The sequence below is a fragment of the Arthrobacter sp. 10L424 genome (assembly GCF_056395325.1).
Genome location: NZ_JBFTJH010000002.1, coordinates 151,532 through 174,555 on the forward strand (window position 1 = coordinate 151,532; position 23,024 = coordinate 174,555).

Sequence of the window (23,024 nt, forward strand, 5' to 3'; positions counted from 1 at the left end):
ATCAAGTGAACATCACAGTTGCGGGGAGGTGAAGCCCTTTGGCTGAAACCACGCCGGCCAGCACCAGGGAGCGGGTCCGGGTCGGCGGCCGCGAACTGGTGATCACCAACCTGGACAAGGTCCTCTATCCGGAGACCGGAACCACCAAGGCCGACGTGCTGGCCTACTACGCCGCGGTGGCGCACGTGCTGATCCCGGCCGCCGCGAACCGCCCGGCCACCCGGAAACGCTGGGTACACGGCGTGGGGACGGCCGATGCACCGGGCGAGATGTTTTTCCAGAAGAACCTGGACCATTCGACGCCGGGGTGGGTGCCGCGGGCCTCCATCTCCCACAAGGAACGGACCATCCAGTACCCGCTGGTCAACGACCCCGCCACGCTGGCCTGGCTCGCCCAAATCGCTGCCCTCGAGATCCATGTGCCGCAATGGCGCGTGGATTCCCACGGTAACCAGATGCCGCCGGACCGGCTGGTGCTGGACCTGGACCCGGGCGAAGGTGCCGGGCTGGCCGAATGTGTCGAGGTCGCGAAGCTCGCCCGCGCCATCCTGCAGGATGTGGGCCTGGATCCCGTGCCCGTGACCAGCGGCAGCAAGGGCATCCACCTGTACGCCGCCCTGGACGGCACGCAGGACTCCGAGCAGATCTCCGGGTTCGCCCACGAACTGGCCCGCGCCCTGGAAGCGGACCACCCGGAGCTGGCCGTCAGCGACATGAAGAAGACCCTTCGCGCCGGTAAGGTGCTGGTGGACTGGAGCCAGAACAGCGCGGCGAAGACCACCATCGTCCCCTATTCCCTGCGCGGGCGGCTCCGGCCGACAGTCGCGGCGCCCCGGACCTGGCGAGAACTCAGCTCGCCGACCCTGCACCAGCTCGACTACCAGGAGGTGGTGAAGCGGGTGAAGTCCGGCAAGGATCCGTTCGCTGCCATCTCCGGCCGGGGCCGGCCGGCGGCCGCGCCGGCCGGCCATCCGGGCGACCTCTCCGGGGAAGCGGCCGGCGACGGCGGCGACACCGACCCGCGGCTGGAGACGTACCGTGCCAAGCGGGACGCGGCTTCGACCCCTGAGCCGTTTACGGCGGAACGGTCCAAAACCGGCGCCGACGGCGGCACCGTCCGGGAGAAGTTCGTTATCCAGGAACACCACGCCAGCCGGCTGCACTTCGACCTCCGGCTGGAGCGCGACGGCGTCCTGGTGTCCTGGGCGCTGCCCAAAGGCGTCCCCACCGACAAGGCCAAGAACCACCTCGCGGTCCAGACCGAGGACCATCCGCTGGACTACCTCGACTTCGAAGGCACCATCCCCAAGGGCCAGTACGGCGCCGGGACCATGGGCATCTGGGACAGCGGGTACTACGAGGTCGAGAAGTGGATCGCGGGCAAGGAGGTCATTGCCACCCTCACCGGACAGGACGACGGCGGCCTGGGCGGCGCCCGCAGGTACGCGCTGATCCACACCGGCCGGGGCGATGACCAGTGGCTCATCCACCTGATGGACCCGCTCGGCGCGACGAAGGGGCACACCGCCCCGCCGCCGGAGGAGCCGACGACAGCGACGGCGACGGCGCCCGGCCAGCCCGCCGCTTCGGCTCCGGCCCCGGCTCCGGCTCCGGCTCCGGAGGAGTTCAGTCCCATGCTGGCCAGCTCCGGAACCACCGCCGACCTGCCGGACAAGGACTGGCAGTTTGAACTCAAGTGGGACGGCGTGCGGGCCCTGGTCCTCGGGGACGCGCAGAAGATCCGCCTGATCAGCCGCAACGGAAACGACATGACGGCCTCGTATCCGGAGCTGACGGACCGCTCCTGCTGGCCGGAGCAGGAGTTCATCGCCGACGGCGAGATCATCGCCGTCGGCCCCTCGGGGCGGCCGGACTTCGGGCTGCTGCAGGGGCGGATGAAGCTCACCAGGGCCTCCGACGTCGCGAAGGCGCGGCCGTCGACGCCGGTGCGGCTGATGCTGTTCGACCTCCTGTCGGAGCACGGCAAGGACCTCCGCCGCCTTCCGCTCGGCGATCGCCGGGCCAGGCTGGAAGCGTTCTTCACTCCGTCCGCCTGTCCGGTGGAGCTCTCCGGGGTGATCGACGGCGATGTCCGGCACATCCTTGAAAGCGCGGAGGAGCTGGGGCTCGAGGGCGTGATGGCCAAGCGCACGGACGGCCGCTACGTCGGGCAGCGCAGCAGGTCCTGGCTCAAGCTCAAGTTCGAACGCACCCAGGAAGTGGTGGTCGGCGGCTGGCGGCCGGGCAAGGGCGAGCGCGGACAGTCTGTGGGCTCACTGCTGCTGGGGATCCCGGACGGCTCCAGGCTGCGCTACGTCGGCCGCGTCGGCAGCGGCTTCAGCACCCGCGAGCTGGCTGAACTCCGCCAGCAGCTCGATTCCCTGCCGCGGAAGACCTCGCCGTTCGAGGAGGTGCCGGCCGCCGACGCCTCGGACGCGCATTGGGTGAGCCCCCGGCTCGTTGGAGAGGTCACCTACGGGGAATGGACCGGGAGCGGAAAGCTCCGGCACCCGGTCTGGCGCGGCTGGCGCTTGGATAAGACACCGGCGGACGTGGTGGTGGAGGACGGCTGAGGGCAGCGAAGAGCCCGGGACGATCCTTGCGGACCGTCCCGGGCTGCTGGTGCGGGGCTGTCGCCGCCGGCCCTTAGCCGCGGCTGTGGTCAGGAGGAGTGCGGGGTGTCCGGCGGGGTGATCCGGTGAACCGCGTTCACCGCGGCCCCCTGCGCCAGGCGGCCATGCCTGACGTCGTGCTCCTTGGGGTGGCGGTGCTTGCCGTTGCCGTCCGGCCACTGTTTCCCTTCGGCTGCGGAAGGCGGGGCGGGGCGTTTCGTTTCCGGGCCGGGCGCCTCATCCATGGACTCCGCCAGATGACTGGCTACCTCGGGATTGATGTCGTCTCCGAACTGGTGTTCCGCCATTGCTCTTCCTTCCGCTATCGAATCAGGCTGTCGAATTACGCCGTCGAATTAAGCTGTGAAATGAAGTGTCCAACTATCCTAGGTCGCCCCGCGTGCGATGTCTGTAGGGCTACCAGCGGACTTTCTTTTCGGTCGGACCCTGCTTGCCGCTGACGTGCGTGGGCTTGTGGCTGTGGCCGACGCTTTGTGAGCCGGCGCCGCCCCGGGACTTGCTGGCGAGCATCTCCTTCTGGGCGTCGGTGAGGCGCGACTTGATGCCCTTCCCCTGACCCTCCTTGGCCTGGGGCTTGCCGTCCCCTTCGGCTCCGCTGTTGCTGCTGTTCTTCGTGTCTTTGCCAGTCATGGACTGTTCTCCTTGTGCGGCTTCTTGATCAGTGCTGCGCTGACTCCAACCCTAAGCGCATTCCGGCTCCCGCGGGTACCCCTTTTTCGCGGTGCAGCGGGCATCCCCGAGGCCTGTTTCGGGCCGAAAAACCGGCTCCAGGCCGCCCTCTGGGGAAAAACTTTGCGCCCGCCCCGGTGCAGGCCGGGGTTTCCCAGCATTGGCGCGGCGAAACAGCGGAAAAGAAATCCGCCAATGAGCCCCTTCCCGGGGCCGAAACACCGGATCATACGGCACCAAACTCGGAAACACCATAGAAATCACGTAAAATTGAAAGCCTGCCCAGAGCGGGGCAGCTACAAGTCGCAAGCAAATGACCTCCTTAGGAGCGGCCCAAATGCCCAAAGACCGAAGCACGACCGACTCTTCAGCAGGCGTGATGAACGCCAGCGGAACCTACCAAGCTGCACCCACGGGTGTAAAGAAACCAAGGCTGCGGACGCGGCGTCGACTCAAAGAGTCCGACGTCAACGTCGTCAACAAGCCGATGCTCAAGAAAGCACTCGGCGGCACCATCGTGGGTAACACCATGGAGTGGTACGACGTCGGCGTGTTCGGCTACCTGATCACCACCATGGGACCGGTGTTCCTGCCCGAGGCGGACAAGAGCGTTCAGACGCTGTTCCTGCTGGGCACCTTCGCCGCCACCTTCATTGCCCGCCCCCTCGGCGGAGTCATCTTCGGCTGGCTCGGTGACAAGGTGGGCCGCCAGAAGGTCCTCGCCTGGACCCTGATGCTGATGGCTGCGAGCACCTTCGCCGTCGGCCTGCTGCCCGGCTACGCGCAGATCGGCATGTGGGCAGCTGCCCTGCTGGTCCTGCTCAAGCTCGTCCAGGGTTTCTCCACCGGCGGCGAGTACGCCGGTGCCACCACCTTCGTGAGCGAGTACTCCCCGGACAAGCGCCGCGGCTTCTTCGCCAGCTTCCTGGACATGGGCAGCTACCTCGGTTTCGCCCTTGGCGCCGCCCTCGTCTCCGGCCTGCAGCTGACCCTTGGCCAGGCCGCCATGGAGGAGTGGGGCTGGCGGATCCCGTTCCTCATTGCCGGCCCGCTGGGCCTGATCGCGATCTACTTCCGTAACAAGATCGAGGAATCCCCGCAGTTCCAGGCCACCCTCGACGCCCAGGAAAACGTCGCCAAGGACGCCGCCGCCTCCGACGCCGCGGCTTCCAAGGGCCCGGTGGGCATTGTGAAGGCCTACTGGCGTTCACTCATCGTTGCCATGATCGTGGTGGCAGCCGCGAACACCGCAGGCTACGCCCTGACGTCCTACATGCCGACGTACCTCACCGAGTCCAAGGGCTACGATCCCGTGCACGGCACCCTGCTGACCATCCCCGTGCTGGTCATCATGAGCTTCTGCATCCCGCTGACCGGAAAGCTGTCTGACCGGATCGGCCGCCGCCCCGTGCTGTGGATCGGTGCGCTCAGCACCGTGGTCCTGGCCGCCCCGGCGTTCATGCTGATCGGCATCGGAGAAATCTGGTCCACCCTTATGGGTCTGGGCATGATCGCTTTCCCGGTGACGTTCTACGTGGCCAACCTGGCCTCGGCCCTTCCGGCGCAGTTCCCGACGGCGAGCCGTTACGGCGCCATGGGCATCGCGTACAACTTCTCTGTGGCCATCTTCGGCGGCACCACCCCGTTCATCGTCGCCGCCCTCATCGGCGCCACCGGCGATGACATGATGCCGGCCTACTACCTGATGGCTACCTCCGCGATCGGTGCAATTGCGATCTACTTCCTCAAGGAATCGGCCCAGCGCCCCCTGCCGGGCTCCATGCCCAGCGTGGACACCCAGGCCGAGGCCAAGGAAATCGTCGCGAACCAGGACGAGAACCCGCTGATCGACCTCGTGGAGATGGATATGCCGTTCACCACCCCGGCAGCTGATTCAGCTGCCGGTCCGACGTCGGCGCGTGACACCGACAAGGTTCCGGCCAAAGCCTGAGCTTGCCCCTCTGGCAGCACGTCCGGGTTCATCCTGAGCCCGGACGGCTAACCCAGGACCTGTAGTCAAGTCCCGCCCTTTGAGGCCTGCCTTGCGTGATTACCCATTGCGGGAATCACACGAGGCAGGCCTTTGGCGTGTCCGGCAGCCGCGGCTGCGTGGCCCGGACCGGCAAAGCCGCACACCCCCGGCGCTGCTGCCTACTTGGCGCGCCGGGGCGGACCGGCCACTAGCCGGTCGGGCAGGATCCTGGTGGCCGCGGTCAGCACCTTGTAACGCTTGGTCGGGACGGAAACGGCCTTGCCCTTCGCGTTGTCGGCGAGGCCTTCCCGGACCACCCGTTCGGCCTGCAGCCACATCCAGCGCGGCGTTACCGTTTTGTCCATGCCCATCCGGTCGTGGAACTCGGTGTGGGTGAAGCCCGGGCAGACGGCTGTCACGGTGACACCTTGTTTGGAGTAGGCCAGGTTGGCACCGCGGCTGAAGCTGACAAGCCACGCTTTGGCCGCCGAGTAGCTTCCCCGGGGAAGGAACGCCGCCACACTGGCGACGTTGATGATCCTTCCGGAGTGCCGGCTGAGCATGCCCTGCAGCGCGGCATGCGTCAGCTGCATGGCGGTCTCGACGTGCAGTTTGAGGTGCTTGGTCTCGTCCGCGATGTCGTTCTCCGCGAAGGGACGCAGCAGGCCCATCCCGGCGTTGTTGACCAGGATTTCCACCGGACGCGCCGGGTCAGCGAGCCGGGCCACGACGGCTGCCACGCCGCCGTCGTCCGTCAGATCCGCGGCGAGAACTTCGGCGCGGATGCCGTACCGCTTCTCCAACTCCTCCGCCGTGGCCTGCAGCCGGGTGGCGTCGCGGGCCACCAGCACCACGTGGTGCCCCTTTTCGGCGAGCTGGCGGGCGAATTCGGCCCCGATCCCGGCGGTTGCTCCGGTGATCAGGGCAGTGGTGTCAGCAGGTGTCGCGGCACGTGAAGTCATGGCGAAAGCCTAACCCCCGGGGCTACGCCAGAGCCTGCCCGGCGGCCAGCTCGTCCTCCGCCGGGTCCTCCGCAGCGCCCAGGTGCCGGTTCTGCAGCTCCTCGGTGGCCAGCTCGTACCAGGTGTGCGCGCCGAAGGACGGGCTGGCCGTGTCGAGGTGCCGGTAGAGGGCGTCGGCCAGCTGGCCCAGGGCGACGTCGGACAACGCCCGGACCGTGGAGGCCGGGTCAAGGGTCCCCTCGAAGTAATCGGCGAGCTCCAGCCCGTTGACGGTGCTGAGCTCGTCAGGGATCGGGCTGCAGGCCCCGTCCAGTCCAGGATTCAGTTTCCCCGGGACGGAGGCGTCCCAGGGGCCGCCGTCGAAGGACTCGGCGACGGACTCGGCGGGGGCAAGCAGCGGGACCGCCGCGAGTTCCCCCTCGAGTCCGGCGAGGACTTCGCCGTCGGAGCCGACGTGCAACAGGCAGATCGGCAGCTCCGCAGGCTCCGCCAGGGTGACGCGGAACGGCTGTTTTCCGGCGGCGGCCCCGTCCGGGGACCCGGCGCCCGGCTCCTGGGCAGCCCCGCTGACATCGGCAATGGACCTCAGCTGCAGCAGGATCTCCGGGTCCAGGTGGGACGCGCCGTGAACGTCGATGACGACATCGGTCCCTGCACCGAGGCGGCCCGCGCGCCGCATGATGTGCAGCAGTGCGGGGAAGTCAGATTGGGTCAGGCAGCCTGTGACTTCGAGGGTCACGTGTCCGGGATCGACATCCACACGGACAAGCACACGCAGTTTATGGTTCATGGGGTTCTCCAAAGGGACACATCCAAGAGCCAACTGCATAACTCTTCTCGAACCTTACGGGGTTGTCACCCGGGTCACAAGCCATACATGGCCGTTCTGGCGGCCAGCCGGAACGGCCGTGCGGCGTCAGGCTCCGGCCGGGGGCCGCTCCGGCCAGTCGATGTACTGGTTGTAGGCGTCGTGTTTGCGCAGGTACCGGTACATAAAGGGGCAGTTGGGGATGATCCGTTTGCCGGACGCCACTACGTCGTCCAGCGCGAAGTGCGCCAGGACCTTGCCCAGTCCCTGGCCCTGGAATTGTTCGGCCGTATCTGTGTGGATGAAGTCCACATGGCCCGGTTCATCGATGAAGCGGATCTGGACGGCCAGCTTCCCGCCGACGTGGAGCTCGTAGCGGTGCAGCTCATCATTCCGGGTAGTGGATACGTTCGGGCTGAACGTGTCTTCAGTGGCTGCCGAGTTCTCCGTCATGGTTCGACATTGGCACTTAATGGCGGGCGTGGCAATGGCGGTCCCGATCCGGCGGGACCAGGGCCGGCCACGAGCCGGACGGGGATCCGCCCCAGCAGCAGCACGGCCAGCGCGAAGCACGCCGCTCCCCCGCCGAGCAGTCCCAGCGTCAGTCCGTTGAGCGCCGCGTCGGCCACCGGGACAAAGACGACGACGGCGGCGGTCACCACGGCGGCCGCCGGGCGGGACCGGGCAGTACCGGGCGACGTCGGGCGTTCCTCGAGCCGGCCGAAGAGCGCCACTACGGGCAGCAGCAGGCCGGTCAGGGACAGGAGCACCAGCGGCCGCCCCCACCACCAGGCGGCGGTTCCGCCCGCCGGCTGGGGAAAGTCCGTGAGCACCAGCAGTCCGGACAACGCCGCGAGCAGGGGCAGGTGCCAGAGGTAGACCGTCATGGACCGCCGCCCGGCCAGCCCGATGAACCGCCGCATCCGCGCCAGGGATGCGACTCTTGTGAGCGCTGGCCGTAGGAGCTGCAGGGTGGCGGCCTGCGAGATCCCGAGGAGCAAAAGGGTCAGGTTGGGCGGGTTCAGGTTCACCAGCATGTTCCCGGAGTACAGGCCCAGCCACACGAGCAGCCCCAGGACCAGGTTGCTGGCCAGGACGATGCCCGCCAACGCAATGCGCCCGCGGGCCAGCGTCCCGTCGGCGAGGAAGAACCCAAGCTGCTGCACGGCGCACCAAACGAAGACCATGTTGAGGTACGCCAGCATTGGCATCACGCCCCGCAGGCAGTCGACGGCGATCACCAGCGATGTGAGTCCCGCCAGGGTCAGCCAGGGCGCGCGGGCGTGCAGTCGGGCCAGTAGCGGAAGGTTCAGCTGGGCCGCGAGGTAGGCGGCGAGGAACCACAGCGGCATGCCTGCCCCGGACACCAGCAGCTGGATGACCTGCGGGTCCACCCCGGCCAGCAGCGCCGCCCAGAGCGCGGTGAACATGATGGCGAGCAGGACGGCGGCGGGCCGGATCAGCCGCAGCATCCGCGCCTGCATGTAGTCGAAGGTGTTGCCGCCCCGGGCGCGGAGGCGGCGCCAGGACTGCAGGCCGGTGATGCCGCCGGCAACGAAGAAGAGCGGCATGACCTGCAGGACCCAGACCACGGGTTCGAACCAGTGCTGGTTGCCGAGGGTGTTGTCGGAGGTCACGGTGCCGTCCGGGTGCAGCACGGGGCTCACCATCATGGTGTGCGACACCACCACGAGTGCAAGGCAGAAGAACCGAGCGAGGTCGATCACCAGGTCGCGGTCGGGCCGCAGTGCCTGCCCGATCCCCGCCGGCTGCCGTGGAACCATTGAGCCCCCAAGGAACCTGCCAACTCACCGCATGGGCTGTTGGGCGTCAACGCTTCTGATTTGCCTATATTGTCGGCCTTGTCCGGGCGTGCGGCCAGTGCCGTCGGGCCTGCTTTTGCGGCGGGTTCAGGCGGTCAGCAGCCCCAGCACGCCGAGTACGACGGCGAGCAGCGGCGTGGCACCCTGCGTGGCGGCCGCACGGAGGTACTTGCGTCCGCTCAGGGCGAGAACGATCGCGGCCAGGAGCATGGATCCGCAACTGCTGAAGACCAGGGTCCACCCGACTGCGGGGTGTCCGAGGGCGATCGCACCGGTGCCGGCCAGCGCGCCGGCGGCGAGGAACAGGTTGTAGAAGCCCTGGTTGTAGGCCAGCGGCCGCGTGGTGTCGGCGTCCGCCTGCGAGGCCACGCCGAAGCGCTTCCACGTGGCCGGCCGCGTCCAGGTGATGGACTCCATCGTGAAGATATAGACGTGCAGCACGGCCGCAAGCAGCGCAAAAACGAGGGAGGCCAGGATCATGTTCCTGATCCTAGCCTCCCCCGGTGCCGGAGCGGTTGTGTTGAGTTAGCGGGAAAGCGTGGCCAGCGCCGTGGCCGCGAATGTCCCGGCCGCGGCGTCCCATTCGGCCAGCAGTCCCTGCAGGTTTTCGCCGTCCTTCCGGTGCGCCCCGGTGCGTGCCTCAAGGGTTTCCAGGACGCCGGTGCGCAGCTCGGTGTTGAAGTTGACCTTGCCGACGTTCATGGCGGCGGCCTTGACCAGCTCGGCGGCGGGGATGCCCGAGGCGCCATGCAGCACCAGGGGAACGCGGGTCCGCACCGCGATGTCCTGCAGCACGTCCCATCGCAGCTCCGGTTCGCCCTGGTACCGGCCGTGGACGTTGCCCACGGCCACGGCCAGCAACTGGGCCCCGGTGCGGGCCACAAAGTCCTCCACCTGCGCGGAGTCGGTGAGTCCGGCCGCCGGGGCGCTGCCCTCGGCGTCGGCCCCGAAGGCCTTGTCCTCGTCGCCGGCCAGGCCGCCGAGTTCCGCCTCGATCACTACGTCCTCCGAGCGGGCACCGCCGGCACCGTCAAGCGCAGCCCGCGCTGCCTGGACCAGGGCGATGTTGTCCTCGTACTCCAGCGACGATCCGTCCACCAGGACGGAGTCGGCCCCGGCGGCGACGGCGCCGACGATCACCCCGAGATCGGAGGCGTGGTCAAGCTGTACGGCGACCGGGACAGATGCCGAGTCCGCGAGCCCGCGCAGCGCCGCGATCAGCCGGAGTCCGTTCGGCGTGGCCGCCGTGCTGGGCGAGACCAGCAGGATGGCGCCGCGGCCGGATTCTTCAGCAGCCGCCACTACGGCAAGCGCTGTGGTGAAGTCGTAGCAGGTGAAGGCCGGAACGGCTGATCCCTGCTGGAGGGCTGAAGCGACCAGGTGATCGAGACGTACACGCATCAGGCGCTCAGGCCTCCCACCAGGATCCAGGCCACAAAGGTCAGGGCGAAGCCGGCAAGGCCAAGGATGGTGGTGAGCACGGTCCAGGTCCTGAGACCGTCCGAGACGGTCAGGCCGTAGTACCGAACCACGGTCCAGAAACCGGCGTCGGTCACATGGGAGAGCCCGAGGGCGCCGAACCCGATCGCGATGACGATCACGGCGGTTTGCGCCGGCGTGTAGCCGCCGGCAGTGACAGCGGACGTGAGCAGCCCCGCCGTCGTCACGATGGCCACGGTCGCGGAACCCTGCGCGGCACGGAGGGCCAGCGAGATGATGAACCCGAGGACGATCAAGGGCAGGCCCAGCTGGTCCAGGGTCTCCGACAGCGCGGCTCCGATGCCGGAGGTGCGCAGCACTTCGCCGAACACGCCGCCGGCTGCGACCACCATGAGGATGGAGGCGATGGGCGGGAGTGCGCCTTCGAAGATCTCGCCGGTCTCGCGCAGCGACCACTGGCGGCGGACGGCCAGCAGGAAGAAGGAGAGGCCGACGGCGACCAGCAGCGCGAAGAAGGGGTTGCCGACGAACGCCGCCACGCCGTACCAGTAGCTCTCTTTGTCGATCGTCAGGGTGCCGACGGTCCCGAGAAGGATCTGGATGATCGGGGCGGCAATAAGGAAGATGATCAGCCCGGGCCGGGGAGGTGCGACGACGTGGTGGTCCTTGCCCTCATGGCCCTCGTGGATGATGTCCTTGGAGCCGAATTCGTCGAGCTGGGCCTTGACTCCGGGCAGGAGTTCGTAGTCCTTGCGGTTCATGATGGACGCCACCCAGTAGGACAGGAAACCCAGCGGGATGCAGATGATCAGCGAAATGAGCGTGATGAGGCCGATGTCCGCGCCGAAGACGCCGGCTCCGGCCACGATGCCCGGGTGCGGCGGGACGGCCACGTGGATGGCCAGCATGATGCCGGCCATCGGGAGGCCGAACTTGACGGGGTGCACGTTGGCGATCTTCGCGAAGGCATAGACGATCGGCACCAGCACGATGACGCCGACCTCGAAGAACACGGGGATGGCGACGAGGAACCCGACGCCGGTGAGGGCGACGGCGACGCGCTTGGCGCCGAGCTTTGCGGTGAAGTGGTCAGCGAGCGATTGCACGCCGCCGGAAACCTCGATCATGCGGCCGAGGATCGCGCCGAGGGCGATCAGCAGGGCGACCTTGCCCATGGTGCCGCCGACACCGGTGGCGACCACCGTGAAGACGTCTTTCAGCGGGATCGTCGATGCCACGGCGACCAGGATGCTGACCGTCAGCAGCGCCACGAACGCCTGGATCTTAAAGCGGATGATCATGACCAGCAGGATCGCAATGCCGATGGCGGCGATGGTCAGCAGCAGCGGAGTGCCGAGCTGCACGGCAGGTTTGATGGGCGCGACGTCGGCCGCCCGCACCATCAAGGAGTTGATCAGGGGGTTCATCAGGGGGTGTCTCCTTTGACGTCACTGTAGCCAGTGACCGGGTGTTTCGCCGACGACGGCGGAAAGGGGGATCCGCCGTCGTCGAGTTTGGGGAATCTGGGGTGGTGCGGGCTCAGGCGGTGCGCTTGGTGGGGGCAACGACCTTGATGACGGCTGAGTCGTCGGCCGCGGCGAGCCCCTGGGCCTGGCCCAGGAGGTAGAGCTGCTCGGCGGCGGCGGCCACCGGGGCGGCGAGGCCCGCGGCACGGGTGGCCTTGCCGACGATGCCCATGTCCTTGACGAAGATGTCCAGGCGGCTGAGGACCTCGGCGCCGTCTTCGGTGTACGCCTCGAGGATGCGGGGGCCGCGGTTGGAGAGCATAAAGGAACCGGCGGCACCGGCTTCCAGGGCCGCGAGGGTCTTGGCCTGGTCCAGGCCCAGGGCGTCCGCGAGGGCCATCGCCTCGGCCGCGGCGGCGATGTGGATGCCGCAGAGCAGCTGGTTCACGGTTTTGAGGGCCTGGCCGTCGCCGGGCTTGTCGCCCACGACGGTCAGGGTGGAGGCAAGCAGTTCCAGGACCGGGCGGGCCGTTTCCAGCGCCTGGGGTTCGGCGCCGACAACGATCAGCAGGTCCCCTTCGCCGGCACGCTTCGGCCCGCCGGAGAGAGGGGCGTCAACCAGGGAGACGCCGAACTCCGCGAGACGGGCGACGGTAGCCGGAATGGCGTCGGTGCCCACCGTGCTGCCGAGGATCACGACGGCGCCCGGCTTGAGCACGGAGGCGACGCCGTTTTCGCCGAAGAGGACGTCGTCCAGCTGTTCCCCGTTGCGCACTGCCAGCAGCAGCGCGTCGGCGCCCTCGGCCGCCTCACGGGCGGAGGAGAAGGTCTTAATGCCGGCTTCTTCGGCGAGTTTCAGGCGCGGCTCGGCGATGTCGAAGCCGTGGACGGTCAGCTGGGTTGCCAGCCGGGCAGCCATGGGCAGACCCATGGCGCCCAGGCCGAGGACGGTGACTTTGTAATTCATGGTTTTCTCCGTTGAAATCTGGATTTCGGGGGCAGGCTAGAAAGTGTTGCTGAGTTTGCGGGTGACCTGGGCCAGGGATTCGTCGTCGCCCACGTTGCCGGCGAAAACGATGTACGGGATGCCCTTGGCGGGTCCGTCCACCGGCTCCCACAGGCTGACGATGCCCGGCAGCATGGGGCCGCGAACGATCGCGTGGCGGATTTCCAGGCCGTGGGCGGCCACGTCCGAGGACGTGATGCCTCCCTTGGCGATGACAAAGCGCGGCGGGAACGTCTTCAAGGTCCGGTTCACCACGGCGACGACGGCGGCGGACACCGTGCGGGCAATCCGCAGGCTTTCGGCGGCGTCGTCCGTTTTGATGAGCAGCCGGCTGGTGTGGAGGATGACGTCGGCGCTGTGGAGGGACTCCACCACCTCCCCGACGATCCCGGCCAGGTAGCCCTCGGAGTCGCCGCCGAGTAGCTGTTCGACGTCGATCTCCACGATGCGCGCGGCGCTGTGCTGTTCCACGAGGGCCTTGAGCTGGCGGGTGGTGACACCGACGTGCGAGCCGACGACGATCAGGCCGCCGGCGCCGGAGGGCGTGTTGCCCGCGTAGGCCTCCTCGCCGCTGAGCGCGGGTCGGATTTCCTGGCCGATGCGGCCCCGGACGAACGGCGGGCCCACCCGGTAGAGCAGCTTCTTGCCGCGGCGTTCGGCTTCCTCGAGGCCCAGGGCGAGGGCGCGGAAATCGTTTTCGGTCACGATGTCTGCCACGATCGGGGTGGAGTCGGCGGCGGAGTCGATGGCGTCGGCGATCGCCTTGGCCGAGATCTGGGGATCGCCGTCCGAGCCGGCGGCGCGGATGATGTTCAGGTCCAGCACGATCACCGAATCCGCCGGGAACCGGCCGCCGGACTTCTCTTCCACGTACTTCGCCAGTTCGGAGTTGGCGAAGCCGAAGCTGGCATCCCGGGCGAATTCGGTTTCGGCCACGGGTGTGAGTTTTCCTGCATTCTCGCCGGTGCCGCGCATGTAGTGCACGCCGCCGATCGTCACGCGTCCGGCGTCGGGGAAGGCGGGGACGATCACGACGCCGTCCGTCGCCTCGCCGCTGACGGCGGCGACGGTCGCCGCGATGGTGTCCGGTTCCAGCGGGTAGTGGCCGCGGAGGGTGGAGTCGCTGCGGCTGACGAACGCGAGGCGGAGACCGGCACTCTCGGAACCGGCGCCGTCGGATTCGAGGGCGGCCGCCGCGAGGGCGTTCCGGACCACTTCCTCGTTGCGGGCGGCCGCTTCGGCGGGGTCCAGGCTCCGGGTGTTGGTCAGGACGTAGACGGCGTCCTGGCGGCGGCCGTCGATGCGGTGGTTGAAGGCCCACGTGAAGTCCGCGACCTCCCAGCGGGTGAGGACCGGCAGGTCGGCGACGGACTGCGTGCCGGTCGGGTCGTCGTCGAGCACCACCAGGATGCGGGGGGACGACTCGGACGAGGCCTCGAGGGCACCGGCCACGGTCCGTGCAGGGATTTGCACCTCTGCCGGGAAGGCGGCCAGCACATCTGATTCGAAAAGCTCTGATTCAAAGGGCACTTGCACTCCATTGTGGGAAAGTCTGCTGCGTTTGGATTATTTGTAAGATGTCTGACATCTAACATTTGAATGCTAGTGTGGCATACGGCACAAAGACGCGCAAGTAGACTTGTCCATCAGGCAACTCGGTGACGGCGGATGGGGAAAATTGGCTAGGAAGTCGCTGGTCGGCGTCGTCGCTGACGAACTGCTGGACCGCATTATTGCCGGCGAATTCCCGCCCGGCGCGTCAGTCCCCGGCGAGCTGGAGCTGAGCGCCCGCCACGAGGTGAGCCGCATGACGGTCCGTGAGGCGATGAAGACCCTCGAAGCACAGCAGATCCTCAGTGTGGAGCGCGGCCGGGGAACGTTCGTCAACCCGCTGAGCCGCTGGGCCTCCCTGGAGGCGGTACTCCGGGCGGCCTCTGAGGGAAAGAACGACGCCGCGGCCGCCGTTCAACTGATCGAGCTGCGCCGGATGCTGGAGTCGGGCGCCTGCGAGCTGGCCGCCGGCCGGATCAGCGATGCCGACCTCAAGACCCTTTCCGGGCAGCTGGAATCGATGCGCGCGGCGCATGAAAAGCACGATGTGGCAGCGTTTGTGGCCGCCGACTTGGCTTTCCACGACCTCATCCTGCGCGCTGCGGAGAATGTTTTTGTGGCCGTCCTGTTCGCCCCGCTGCACCGTGTGCTGGAGAAGCGGCGGACCCAGACGTCAGAGGTGCGCGAAATCCAGGCGCACGCGATCGGCCATCACCAGAAAATCGTGGATGCGCTGGCGACCCGTGATCCGCACCAGGCGCGGGATGCGATGGACGCCCACATGCAACAGACACTGGACGACCTCAAGACCTTCGTCCTGGCGGACCGGCAGGCCTGACTGGCGGTCCGGCTGGGCCGGCAGGCCTGACTGGCGGACCGACTGGGCCGGCTGACCGGCCGGCGCCGGGCAGCACCGGCCGGCTGCGCCGCTGGCGCGCCGGGCCAGGGCTCAGCCGGTGCTCAGGCGAGCGAGAGGAAGAGCTTCTCGAGCTCGGCCCGGTCCAGGCTTGGGTCCTCCTGCTGCATGCACTGCTGCAGGCCCGTGGCGATGATCGAGAATCCGGCCCGGTCCAGGGCGCTTGAAACAGCAGCCAGCTGGGTGACGACACTCTTGCAGTCGCGGCCCTCTTCAATCATGCGGGTGACGGCGGCGAGCTGGCCCTGGGCGCGGCGAAGCCGGTTGATAACAGGCTTCATGTCGGCGGGATCGAGTTGCATTTGTTCCTCCGGGGGTCATCAGGGTTCGATCCATAATATACCCCCCTGCGTATCACCCCTTGGGGTACGAAGTCGACCACCGGCCTAGGCTCCGGGCGGCGGGGGGCTGTCTCCGGGCGACTCCGGTGATTCGGCCGGCCGGCGCCACCGCTTTCATGTCAATCTTTCACGTCAATGCGGTAGCGTTCGCGGGTGACCCGGTGCCTCCGGTGATGTTGAGCGGCTTGATGCTGATGAAGGCGTCCCAGTTGCCTGTGCGTTTCATGTGCCTGCTGAGGGGTCCGAGCCGCCACAGTTCGCCCAGCGGCATGCCGAGTTTGGCGAGGAGCTGCTGGTGCATCATCCCGTTGTCGTTCGGCGCCGACTGCAGGTAAGGGCTTCCGGGCACCGCCGGCAGGCATTCGAGGGCGAAGTTGTCGGCCGCGATCAGCGCCAGCCGGTGGTCCCATGCCCAGGCGACAAACTCCTGTGATTGGGCGACTCCTGTGGCCCTGCGGCTGTCCCGGGTTTGTTGTTTCCCCTCCGGGCTCAGGTCCAGGAACCATTCGCACCAGCCGGTGTGGAGCATAAGAATGTCTCCCGGCCGGATAGTGAGGGCTTGGGCCTGGATGGAGGCCTGGATCAGGTCGAGGCCGAGGGGTTCTCCTGCTGCGTGGTCGATGGGGGCGCCCTGGCCGGTGCGGTAGCCGTCGAGGTCGACGAGCACTCCCCTGCCGGCAATGGGGTTCTCTGCCCACTCCTGAATGCCGAGATCCGGCGTGCCTTCCGTAATTCGGTCATCGGGCGTGCCGTTGTAGAACCCGACGTCGTCTGCGCGGCGGTGCCTGAGCCCGTCGATCTGGGTGGATCCCTGGAGGTAGTAGCCGTCGAGGTAGTCATCCCGGTGTGCCGGGTGCGAGGAGTAGATGGTGTGCCGGGGTGCACGGCGTTTGAGGGACATTCCGGGCGCGAAGGAGTCGGCCGCGTAGTCCAACCCGAAAACTGTGCCGGTCCTGATGCAGTTCTTGGCTTTCAGGATGGTGTCGTGGCTGATGAAGGACGGCGTTCCTCGGTCGGCTTCGGAGAACAGGCCCCACGACGTGCCAGCCAGTCCGCCTTCCCGCTCCAGCAGTTCGGCGAAGGTCGGGTAGGGACTGCCGCCCGTGGCTTCGGTCATCGCGCTGTGGCTTTCTGGGGGGTCTGTCCCTGCTTTTGGTAGCGGTTGTAGTTGAGGATAAAGCCGGCGATCGCGCAAACGGAGGCCGCCATGCACATCGGCGTTTTGATGGATTCGTTGAAAAATTCCAGCCATGCTCCTTGGCCGGCGATCAGGGCGATGGCCTGGCCGGCCACGAACAGCACGCCTCCCAAGAGGAGGGCTGCGAGGGTCAGGACGAAGACGATTTCGACGGCCTTTCGGATCTTGTGCATGTGGTGTTTCCTTTAGATCGGGAGGACGCCGAGGATGATCAGGACGCCGATTCCCAGCAGCGGCAGGGCATAGTGGGTGAGGAGGCGGGCGAAGGTTTTGACGGGGTCGACGTCCGCGATGCCGCACGCCACGTACAGCGGCGCGCCTCCTGGGGGAACGGCCGCTTCGCAGGAGGAGAAGACCAGCACGGCGACGGCCGCTGTTGTTGCCGGCACTCCTGCGGCCACGAGGGCGGCGACGCCCACCGTTCCCACGGCGGCCATCGTCGCCGTAGCCGACAGCGGAGCTGCGACGGCGATGACGATCAGCCCGATCACGATGGCCAGCAGCCACAGCGGCAGGTTCATCCCGTTCAGCAGGTCGGTCATCTGCTTGGGGAGGCCGGTGGCGGCGAGGGCGTTGGCTCCGGCGAAGGCGAACACGACCGTGATGCCGACGATCCCGAACCTGGGGGCGGAGTTCTGCAGCAGCAACCACCAGCCGCGGCCGCTGCCAGGCAGCTGCTTTCTGCCCAGCAGGGCTCCGGTGATGATGAGGAGCACAGGGATCCAGACGATGACGCTGACGGCCTTGCTGATGTCTCCCCCGGTCCAGTCTGAAAGTGCCGTGGCGATCGCGCCGGAGGTGATGATCAGCGGGATGGCCACGACCACGAACAGCAACATTGTGGCCCAGCCGCGGCCCACCGCTACCCGGAATGGCAGCCGGTGAGCGGCATCCATCGGCGTCATCCCGCTCTTGCGGATCAGCAGCCAGGTAACGATGAGCCGGTGCAGGAAGCACCACAGGCCGCCGATGAGCAAGGGCAGGACGAGGTCGTCGATGTCCAGCAGGGGCCCCACGGTGGCGGACCCGACGAGGACAAACATTGAGGCGCTGAACGGGAAGGTGATCCCCATTCCCGCGTTGCCCGCGACAAGCGTCGCCGCCGCGGGCTTGTCCAGCCGTGACTTTTCCATCCAGGGGATGGTGACGGATCCGACCGTTGCGGCGATGGCGGCCTGGTTGTGGACCACTCCGCCCAGGCCCGCCGACGCGACAGTGGAGACCCACGCGGGTCCGCCCTTGACGCCGCCGATCAGGGAGTTCAGCAGGTCGATGAGCCGGTCCAGCACGCCGGTTTTGTCCAGGAGGTATCCCATGAAGACGAACGCCATCGTCGCGTAGACGATTTCGTCGGTCACGGCCGAGTACAGCGCTTCCCCTCCGATCTGTGCAGCGGCGGGACCAGTGAAGGGAAGAACCACCAGGAAGCCGAGGATCATGGCTTCCCCCACGCTGCGCTTGAGCAGTGTCGTCCAGAGCAGGATGACGGCCAGGTAGGCTCCAAGAGCCCAGATGCCGATCATGTTGCCGCTCCTGCCGGGGAATTTTTTGCTGCTGGAAGGTTCATCGTTGGTTCCTGTCCCTGATTCTGCCTCATGCTGGGGTCAGCGCAAGGCAGCGGCCGCCGGCACCTCTTCCTGGGCCATGCGGGTCAGGGCGGCTGCGGAGGCTGACGTCATCTCGGCCGACACGCCCAGGTCCGACAGGTAGCTGGCGGTGTCCTGCATTTCCTTGGAGCGGCGCACGGCGTGCTTGGCGGTGCCGGTCAGGAACCTGTCGATGACGGCTTGGCCGTCTCCGGCGAGTTGACCGGCGATCTGGGCCCGGATCCAGTCCTCCAGCCCGGCGGCCCGCCCGGCGGTGACCGCTTCGACGACGACTGAGGCCAGGCCCTTCATCAGGACGCTGCGGAGAAGTTTGTGGGCCATGGCCGCACCCGGCTCGCCGTCGGCGATTTCGACGTCGGCCCCCAGCGGGGACAGGAGCTCGGCAACGGCCCGGGAGCCGGGGCCGCTGACCATCAGCGGTGTCCGTACACCCTGAGTGGGGACCGGCCCGAGGATGGCGACGTCGGCGAAGGCTGCCCGGCTGGGAAGCTGGCCGAGTGCGCGCATGGCCTGCGGGGAGGATGAGGTGAAGTCCGCGTAGCAGCTCCCCGCGGGCAGGACCGGCAGGCACTCCTGCGCGACTGCCCGTGCGGCGCCGGCCCCGGTGAGGACGAGGACGATGTCAGCTCCGGCGCAGGCTTCGGCGGCGGTAGCTGCGCGGGTGACGCCGGCCGGGGTGGTCGGGGCCACGGGATCAAACCCGGTGACCGTGTGGCCGGCGGCAGTGAGGGCTGCGGCGTAGGTGGCTCCGGCTTCGCCGAGGCCGATAACGGTGCACGCTGTCATTTGTTAGGTGTCTTTTCTGTCTAGTGGCGGTCGGCGATGATGGCGGCCCGGCGGCTGGTTTCGTCGGCGAAGACGGCCTCGGCGGCTTCCGCCACGGCTGCTGCCTGTTCCCGCGGAATGACAACCACGCCGTCGGAGTCGCCGATAATGACGTCGCCCGGCAGGACGGGCACCCCGCCGAAGGAAATCGGGGTGCCGAGCCGGGAGGGCCCGTTCTTGTAGGGGCCGGCGGGGGTGGTGGCGCGGGCGAAGACCGGCATGCCGATCTCGCCGAGGGCTTCGGCGTCGCGGGCCGCCCCGTCCAGGGCGAAGCCCGCGATGCCGAGGTTGATGGCGCGTTCGCCGATCAGTTCGCCCACCAGGGCCCGGGATTCGTCCCCGCCGCCGGAGACGACGATCACGTCTCCGGGGCGGGCGAGCTGCAGGGCGCGGTGGATGCCTTGGTTGTCGCCGGGGCGTGTCCAGACGGTGAAGGCCGGTCCGGCGAGGCGGGCGCCGGGCCAGATGGCCTGGATGGCTGAGTCGGCGATTCCGAGGCGGTCCATGGCGTCGCCGATGTTGGCGGCGGGCACTTTGGCGAGGCGCTCGAGCACGTCCTTGTCGGGGCGGGCGAAGTCTGCGTCGATGTCCTCAAGGACGGGCGTTGTCATGGTGGTGTCTTCCGTGGATGGGGGTTGGTGGGAGGACTAGTCTTTTTTCTGAACCAGTGGGAGGACCTTCTTGAAGTCCTCTTCCTGGCCGGCCCAGAACTGCTTGTAGTCGCCGCCGTTGAGGTAGCTGGTCTGCAGGCCCAGGTCCTTCATCTTCTGCACCACGGCCGGGTCTTCGATGGCCTTCTGCAGGGCAGCTTCCAGCTTCTTCGCGACACCGTCGGGCAGCCCAGCTGGGGCGGAGTAGCCGCGGACGGTACCGGCTTCAACTTCGTAGCCTGATTCCTTGAAGGTGGGGACATCGGGCAACGCCGGGGACCGCTCGGAGGTCATTACGCCCAGGACGCGGGCCTTGCCCTGCTTGGTCAGGTCGGTCACGTCGCTGACGTTGGCGACGAGGATGTCAACGTGCTTGCCGAGGAACGCGGTGGTGGCCTGGGATGCGCCTTCGGAGAAGTGGACCGGGGCGAACTCGGCACCGGTAGCTTCCTGGATCTGCGCCATGGCGAAGTGTTCGCCGGTTTGCAGGCCCGTGGTGGAGGCGGTCATGGACTTCGGGTTGGCCTTGGCGGCGTCCAGGAGTTCCTTCAGCGTCTGGTAGGGGCTGTCGGGCTGTACGGCGATGACGGCGGGGTCTATGACCTGACGGCCGAGGGGCTGAAAGCTCTCGCGGGTGTACTTGGCGCCGCGGGAGGGATCAAGGGGTGAAACGACCACTGACGGGGAGCCGGTGGCGCCGATGGTGTATCCGTCGGCCTTGGCACTGGTCAGCTGGGTGTAGCCGATCTGGCCGCCGGCGCCGGGCTTGTTGATGACCTCAACGTTGGTGCCCAGCTCTTTCTCCAGGATGGGCTGGATGAGCCTGGCTGCCGTGTCGACTGCCCCGCCTGAGCCGAAGGCGACGACGATGTCGATGGACTTGCCCTTTTTCGGGAAGTCGTCGGCGGCGGTGGTGGTGGCTCCGGCGTTGGCACCGCAGCCGGTGAGGGCGATCAGGGTTGCTGCTGCGAAGGCAGCGGCGATACGGGGACGGGTGATCATTGTTCTTCTCCTTTGAAGGGGTGTTTGGGGGTAGTGCATGTGAGGGGTGGTTTTAGGTTTCGGGGTCTTCGTTCAGTGCCTTGGGCTTGCGGAGCTTGAGCAGCGGGCTGAAGACGATGAGGAGGCCGAGGCCGATGAGGACTGCAGAGAAGGGGCGGTTGACGAAGATGCCGAAGTCGCCCTGCGAGATTTCCAGGGATTCCCGGAGGGAGCGTTCCATGAGCGGTCCGAGTACCAGCGTCAGCACCATGGGCGCCAGTGGAATATCCAGGTGCCGCAGGGCGAGGCCGAGGAGGCCGAAGCCGATCATCACGAAGACATCGAAGACGCTGAAGTTGATGGTGTAGGCGCCGATGACCATGAAGAGCAGGATGAGGGCGGTCAGGATCGTTGTCGGCACACGGAGGATGGAGGTCCACAGCCCGACCAGGGGAACGTTCAGGATCAGCAGGAGAAGGTTGCCGATGAAGAGGCTCGCGATGATCGCCCAGGCGATTTCGGAGTGCTCGGTGAAGAGGGTCGGCCCCGGGGTGAGGCCCTGCTGAAGGAATGCTCCCATCAGCACGGCGATGGTGGGTGATGCCGGGATGCCGAGGGTGAAGAGCGGGATCAGTGCGGCGTTGGCGTGGGAGTTATTGGCTGTTTCCGGGCCGGCGACACCTTCGATGGCGCCTTTGCCCAACTCGTTGCGGTGGCGGGAAAACTTCTTTTCGGCGCCGTATGCCAGCAGGGAGGACACGGAACCGGTCATGCCGGGGATGAGTCCGAGTCCGAAGCCGATGCCGGTGCCGCGGGCCATGGCCGGTGCGCTCCGGCGCCATTCCCCGCGGTTGGGGAGCAGGGAACGGAAATTCGGTGCATGCACTGTGGGCGTTGCACTGTTTTTGCGGTGGGAGAGAAGTTCGGAGAGTCCGAAGACGCCCACGATCACGGCGACGAAGCTGACGCCGTCCAGGAGCCGGTCCATACCGAAGGTGAACCTGGGTGCGCCGGCAACCGGGTCGATACCGACCATGGCGATCAGCAGGCCCAGGGCGCCGGAGATGACTGCTTTCACCATGGATTTGCCGGCCAGGGCGACGAGGAGGGATATGCCGACGACCATCAGGGCGAAGAATTCGGGTGGTCCGACGAGCAGGCCGAGTTCCCCAAGGGGTTTCGCGGCCGCGACCAGGCCCAAGGTGGCTATCGTTCCGCCGACGAAGGATCCGACGGCGGCGATGGTAAGTGCCGCCCCCGCCTTGCCCATCTTTGTCATCGCGTAGCCGTCAATGGTCGTGATGGCAGAAGCGGCCTCACCGGGCGTGTTCAGCAGCACGCTGGTGATGGTTCCCCCGTAGGCGGTGCCGTAGAAGATGGCGCACAGCATGATGATCGCGCCGGTCGCATCCAGGTTCATCGTGAGGGGGATCAAGAGAGCGACACCGGCGACGGGCCCGATTCCGGGCAGGACGCCGATGATGGTGCCGAGGATGCAGCCCAGGAAGGCAAAGAGCAGGTTTTGCCAGGTCATGGCGGCCGCGAAGCCGCCCATAAGTTCGTTGAAGATTTCCACGTCTAGAGTCCGATCGTGTTCAGCAGGGGGAAGGCCGAGACGGGCAGCGACACGTTCAGGCCGTAGTTGAAGGCGTAGAACGCACCAACGCTGCCGGCGAGGGCCGTGACCAGGGAAGATACCCAGGACCGGCGTCCGCGCACCTTCAGGTGGTACATCAGGAACACGAACATGCTCAGCTGGAAGCCGAGCATGTCCATCACCGCCGCAAGGATGACCAGGCTCACGACGACCTCAATTACCAGTCGCCGGTCCACACCTTCGCCTGTCTCGCTGGGGCTGCGCAGTTCCTGGATGAGCCAGAGCGCCGACATCGCGACCAGCACCGCTCCCATGGCGAACGGGAACAGGCCGGGGCCCGGCCCCAGCGAGGTCCACAGGCCGAGGCCGACCGAATTGACCAGGACGTAGGCGCCGACGGCGGCGAACGCGCTGATACCCACCAGCACGGAGCGAGCCACTCGGGCTCGGCTCTCGCTCTCGGGTTTCGTCTTGATGGACTCCGTTGTCATCGTTTCCTTCTAACTCACCTGATAAATTTCATAGAATGAAATTATATTGCGTACAGAGAAATAGTGACACCGGACACAGGGGCTGTCA

Annotated in this window: 23 protein-coding genes; 3 read left to right on the plus strand and 20 right to left on the minus strand. The window is 67.2% G+C overall.

Annotated elements, in window-relative coordinates:
* The first annotated feature begins 38 nt into the window (after positions 1-38).
* The gene (locus tag AC1DC5_RS03855; protein WP_476864263.1) at positions 39-2,573 is read left to right on the plus strand and encodes an ATP-dependent DNA ligase; all 2,535 of its coding nucleotides are present in this window, start codon (positions 39-41) and stop codon (positions 2,571-2,573) included.
* A gap of 89 nt (positions 2,574-2,662) precedes the next feature.
* On the opposite strand, the gene AC1DC5_RS03860 is transcribed toward AC1DC5_RS03855, so the two are convergent.
* Together AC1DC5_RS03860 and AC1DC5_RS03865 are read right to left on the minus strand one after the other, a co-directional pair.
* On the minus strand, positions 2,663-2,920 hold the full coding sequence (locus AC1DC5_RS03860) for a hypothetical protein (protein WP_441406003.1): 258 nt from the start codon (positions 2,918-2,920) through the stop codon (positions 2,663-2,665).
* Positions 2,921-3,029: 109 nt separating this feature from the next.
* Positions 3,030-3,263, minus strand: coding sequence for a hypothetical protein (locus AC1DC5_RS03865; protein WP_441406004.1), 234 nt, complete (start codon positions 3,261-3,263; stop codon positions 3,030-3,032).
* 376 nt (positions 3,264-3,639) lie between these two features.
* Between AC1DC5_RS03865 and AC1DC5_RS03870 the strand changes: the two genes are divergently transcribed.
* Positions 3,640-5,253, plus strand: a complete 1,614-nt coding sequence (locus tag AC1DC5_RS03870; RefSeq protein WP_476864264.1) for an MFS transporter — start codon at positions 3,640-3,642, stop codon at positions 5,251-5,253.
* A gap of 200 nt (positions 5,254-5,453) precedes the next feature.
* Here the strand turns inward: AC1DC5_RS03870 and AC1DC5_RS03875 are convergent, their stop codons facing one another.
* From AC1DC5_RS03875 to AC1DC5_RS03915, 9 genes are all read right to left on the minus strand, one after another.
* Positions 5,454-6,236: an SDR family NAD(P)-dependent oxidoreductase gene (locus tag AC1DC5_RS03875; protein ID WP_476864265.1), complete on the minus strand. Its 783-nt coding sequence runs from the start codon at positions 6,234-6,236 to the stop codon at positions 5,454-5,456.
* Between the two features lie 22 nt (positions 6,237-6,258).
* Complete coding sequence (locus AC1DC5_RS03880) at positions 6,259-7,026, minus strand: hypothetical protein (RefSeq protein WP_476864266.1); 768 nt, start codon at positions 7,024-7,026, stop codon at positions 6,259-6,261.
* A 126-nt stretch (positions 7,027-7,152) separates the two neighbouring features.
* The gene (locus AC1DC5_RS03885) at positions 7,153-7,497 is read right to left on the minus strand and encodes a GNAT family N-acetyltransferase (RefSeq protein WP_476864267.1); all 345 of its coding nucleotides are present in this window, start codon (positions 7,495-7,497) and stop codon (positions 7,153-7,155) included.
* The gene (locus AC1DC5_RS03890; RefSeq protein ID WP_476864268.1) at positions 7,494-8,828 is read right to left on the minus strand and encodes an acyltransferase family protein; all 1,335 of its coding nucleotides are present in this window, start codon (positions 8,826-8,828) and stop codon (positions 7,494-7,496) included. The genes AC1DC5_RS03885 and AC1DC5_RS03890 overlap by 4 nt, the downstream gene beginning before the upstream one ends.
* A gap of 126 nt (positions 8,829-8,954) precedes the next feature.
* The gene (locus AC1DC5_RS03895) at positions 8,955-9,347 is read right to left on the minus strand and encodes a DUF1304 domain-containing protein (protein WP_476864269.1); all 393 of its coding nucleotides are present in this window, start codon (positions 9,345-9,347) and stop codon (positions 8,955-8,957) included.
* Positions 9,348-9,392: 45 nt separating this feature from the next.
* Positions 9,393-10,268 carry a class II fructose-bisphosphate aldolase gene (locus tag AC1DC5_RS03900; RefSeq protein WP_476864270.1) on the minus strand — a complete coding sequence of 292 codons (876 nt, stop codon included), beginning with the start codon at positions 10,266-10,268 and terminating at the stop codon, positions 9,393-9,395.
* On the minus strand, positions 10,268-11,734 hold the full coding sequence (locus tag AC1DC5_RS03905) for a GntP family transporter (RefSeq protein WP_441406012.1): 1,467 nt from the start codon (positions 11,732-11,734) through the stop codon (positions 10,268-10,270). The genes AC1DC5_RS03900 and AC1DC5_RS03905 overlap by 1 nt, the downstream gene beginning before the upstream one ends.
* A 112-nt stretch (positions 11,735-11,846) precedes the next feature.
* Positions 11,847-12,740, minus strand: coding sequence for an NAD(P)-dependent oxidoreductase (locus AC1DC5_RS03910; RefSeq protein WP_441406013.1), 894 nt, complete (start codon positions 12,738-12,740; stop codon positions 11,847-11,849).
* Positions 12,741-12,776: 36 nt separating this feature from the next.
* The gene (locus AC1DC5_RS03915) at positions 12,777-14,309 is read right to left on the minus strand and encodes a four-carbon acid sugar kinase family protein (protein ID WP_476864271.1); all 1,533 of its coding nucleotides are present in this window, start codon (positions 14,307-14,309) and stop codon (positions 12,777-12,779) included.
* Positions 14,310-14,457: 148 nt separating this feature from the next.
* Here AC1DC5_RS03915 and AC1DC5_RS03920 point away from each other — a divergent pair, with 148 nt between their 5' ends.
* A complete protein-coding gene (locus tag AC1DC5_RS03920) occupies positions 14,458-15,168 on the plus strand; it encodes a FadR/GntR family transcriptional regulator (protein WP_476864272.1) in 711 nt (236 codons plus the stop codon).
* 122 nt (positions 15,169-15,290) lie between these two features.
* Here the strand turns inward: AC1DC5_RS03920 and AC1DC5_RS03925 are convergent, their stop codons facing one another.
* The 9 genes from AC1DC5_RS03925 to AC1DC5_RS03965 all read right to left on the minus strand — a co-directional run bounded on the left by AC1DC5_RS03925 (position 15,291) and on the right by AC1DC5_RS03965 (position 22,936).
* Positions 15,291-15,548 (minus strand): metal-sensitive transcriptional regulator, encoded by a 258-nt coding sequence (locus tag AC1DC5_RS03925; RefSeq protein WP_441406015.1) that lies wholly within the window; start codon positions 15,546-15,548, stop codon positions 15,291-15,293.
* A 166-nt stretch (positions 15,549-15,714) separates the two neighbouring features.
* Positions 15,715-16,704, minus strand: coding sequence for a cyclase family protein (locus tag AC1DC5_RS03930; protein ID WP_476864273.1), 990 nt, complete (start codon positions 16,702-16,704; stop codon positions 15,715-15,717).
* Positions 16,701-16,958, minus strand: a complete 258-nt coding sequence (locus AC1DC5_RS03935; RefSeq protein ID WP_476864274.1) for a hypothetical protein — start codon at positions 16,956-16,958, stop codon at positions 16,701-16,703. The genes AC1DC5_RS03930 and AC1DC5_RS03935 overlap by 4 nt, the downstream gene beginning before the upstream one ends.
* Before the next feature lie 12 nt (positions 16,959-16,970).
* Positions 16,971-18,308, minus strand: a complete 1,338-nt coding sequence (locus AC1DC5_RS03940; protein ID WP_476864275.1) for a TRAP transporter large permease subunit — start codon at positions 18,306-18,308, stop codon at positions 16,971-16,973.
* An 81-nt stretch (positions 18,309-18,389) separates the two neighbouring features.
* A complete protein-coding gene (locus AC1DC5_RS03945; protein ID WP_476864276.1) occupies positions 18,390-19,178 on the minus strand; it encodes an NAD(P)-dependent oxidoreductase in 789 nt (262 codons plus the stop codon).
* Positions 19,179-19,198: 20 nt separating this feature from the next.
* Positions 19,199-19,828, minus strand: coding sequence for an RraA family protein (locus AC1DC5_RS03950; protein ID WP_476864277.1), 630 nt, complete (start codon positions 19,826-19,828; stop codon positions 19,199-19,201).
* A gap of 36 nt (positions 19,829-19,864) precedes the next feature.
* A complete protein-coding gene (locus tag AC1DC5_RS03955) occupies positions 19,865-20,869 on the minus strand; it encodes a tripartite tricarboxylate transporter substrate binding protein (protein WP_476864278.1) in 1,005 nt (334 codons plus the stop codon).
* 52 nt (positions 20,870-20,921) lie between these two features.
* Positions 20,922-22,424: a tripartite tricarboxylate transporter permease gene (locus AC1DC5_RS03960; RefSeq protein ID WP_441406022.1), complete on the minus strand. Its 1,503-nt coding sequence runs from the start codon at positions 22,422-22,424 to the stop codon at positions 20,922-20,924.
* A gap of 2 nt (positions 22,425-22,426) precedes the next feature.
* Positions 22,427-22,936: a tripartite tricarboxylate transporter TctB family protein gene (locus AC1DC5_RS03965; protein ID WP_476864279.1), complete on the minus strand. Its 510-nt coding sequence runs from the start codon at positions 22,934-22,936 to the stop codon at positions 22,427-22,429.
* Between the last annotated feature and the right edge of the window lie 88 nt (positions 22,937-23,024).

Bases quoted from the DNA above. Each gene is read 5' to 3' on its own strand.
- AC1DC5_RS03860 (WP_441406003.1), bottom strand. From the start codon at position 2,920: ATGGCGGAACACCAGTTCGGAGACGACATCAATCCCGAGGTAGCCAGT.
- AC1DC5_RS03865 (WP_441406004.1), bottom strand. From the start codon at position 3,263: ATGACTGGCAAAGACACGAAGAACAGCAGCAACAGCGGAGCCGAAGGG.
- AC1DC5_RS03870 (WP_476864264.1), top strand. From the start codon at position 3,640: ATGCCCAAAGACCGAAGCACGACCGACTCTTCAGCAGGCGTGATGAAC.
- AC1DC5_RS03875 (WP_476864265.1), bottom strand. From the start codon at position 6,236: ATGACTTCACGTGCCGCGACACCTGCTGACACCACTGCCCTGATCACC.
- AC1DC5_RS03880 (WP_476864266.1), bottom strand. From the start codon at position 7,026: ATGAACCATAAACTGCGTGTGCTTGTCCGTGTGGATGTCGATCCCGGA.
- AC1DC5_RS03885 (WP_476864267.1), bottom strand. From the start codon at position 7,497: ATGACGGAGAACTCGGCAGCCACTGAAGACACGTTCAGCCCGAACGTA.
- AC1DC5_RS03890 (WP_476864268.1), bottom strand. From the start codon at position 8,828: ATGGTTCCACGGCAGCCGGCGGGGATCGGGCAGGCACTGCGGCCCGAC.
- AC1DC5_RS03895 (WP_476864269.1), bottom strand. From the start codon at position 9,347: ATGATCCTGGCCTCCCTCGTTTTTGCGCTGCTTGCGGCCGTGCTGCAC.
- AC1DC5_RS03900 (WP_476864270.1), bottom strand. From the start codon at position 10,268: ATGCGTGTACGTCTCGATCACCTGGTCGCTTCAGCCCTCCAGCAGGGA.
- AC1DC5_RS03905 (WP_441406012.1), bottom strand. From the start codon at position 11,734: ATGAACCCCCTGATCAACTCCTTGATGGTGCGGGCGGCCGACGTCGCG.
- AC1DC5_RS03910 (WP_441406013.1), bottom strand. From the start codon at position 12,740: ATGAATTACAAAGTCACCGTCCTCGGCCTGGGCGCCATGGGTCTGCCC.
- AC1DC5_RS03925 (WP_441406015.1), bottom strand. From the start codon at position 15,548: ATGCAACTCGATCCCGCCGACATGAAGCCTGTTATCAACCGGCTTCGC.
- AC1DC5_RS03930 (WP_476864273.1), bottom strand. From the start codon at position 16,704: ATGACCGAAGCCACGGGCGGCAGTCCCTACCCGACCTTCGCCGAACTG.
- AC1DC5_RS03935 (WP_476864274.1), bottom strand. From the start codon at position 16,958: ATGCACAAGATCCGAAAGGCCGTCGAAATCGTCTTCGTCCTGACCCTC.
- AC1DC5_RS03940 (WP_476864275.1), bottom strand. From the start codon at position 18,308: ATGATCGGCATCTGGGCTCTTGGAGCCTACCTGGCCGTCATCCTGCTC.
- AC1DC5_RS03945 (WP_476864276.1), bottom strand. From the start codon at position 19,178: ATGACAGCGTGCACCGTTATCGGCCTCGGCGAAGCCGGAGCCACCTAC.
- AC1DC5_RS03950 (WP_476864277.1), bottom strand. From the start codon at position 19,828: ATGACAACGCCCGTCCTTGAGGACATCGACGCAGACTTCGCCCGCCCC.
- AC1DC5_RS03955 (WP_476864278.1), bottom strand. From the start codon at position 20,869: ATGATCACCCGTCCCCGTATCGCCGCTGCCTTCGCAGCAGCAACCCTG.
- AC1DC5_RS03965 (WP_476864279.1), bottom strand. From the start codon at position 22,936: ATGACAACGGAGTCCATCAAGACGAAACCCGAGAGCGAGAGCCGAGCC.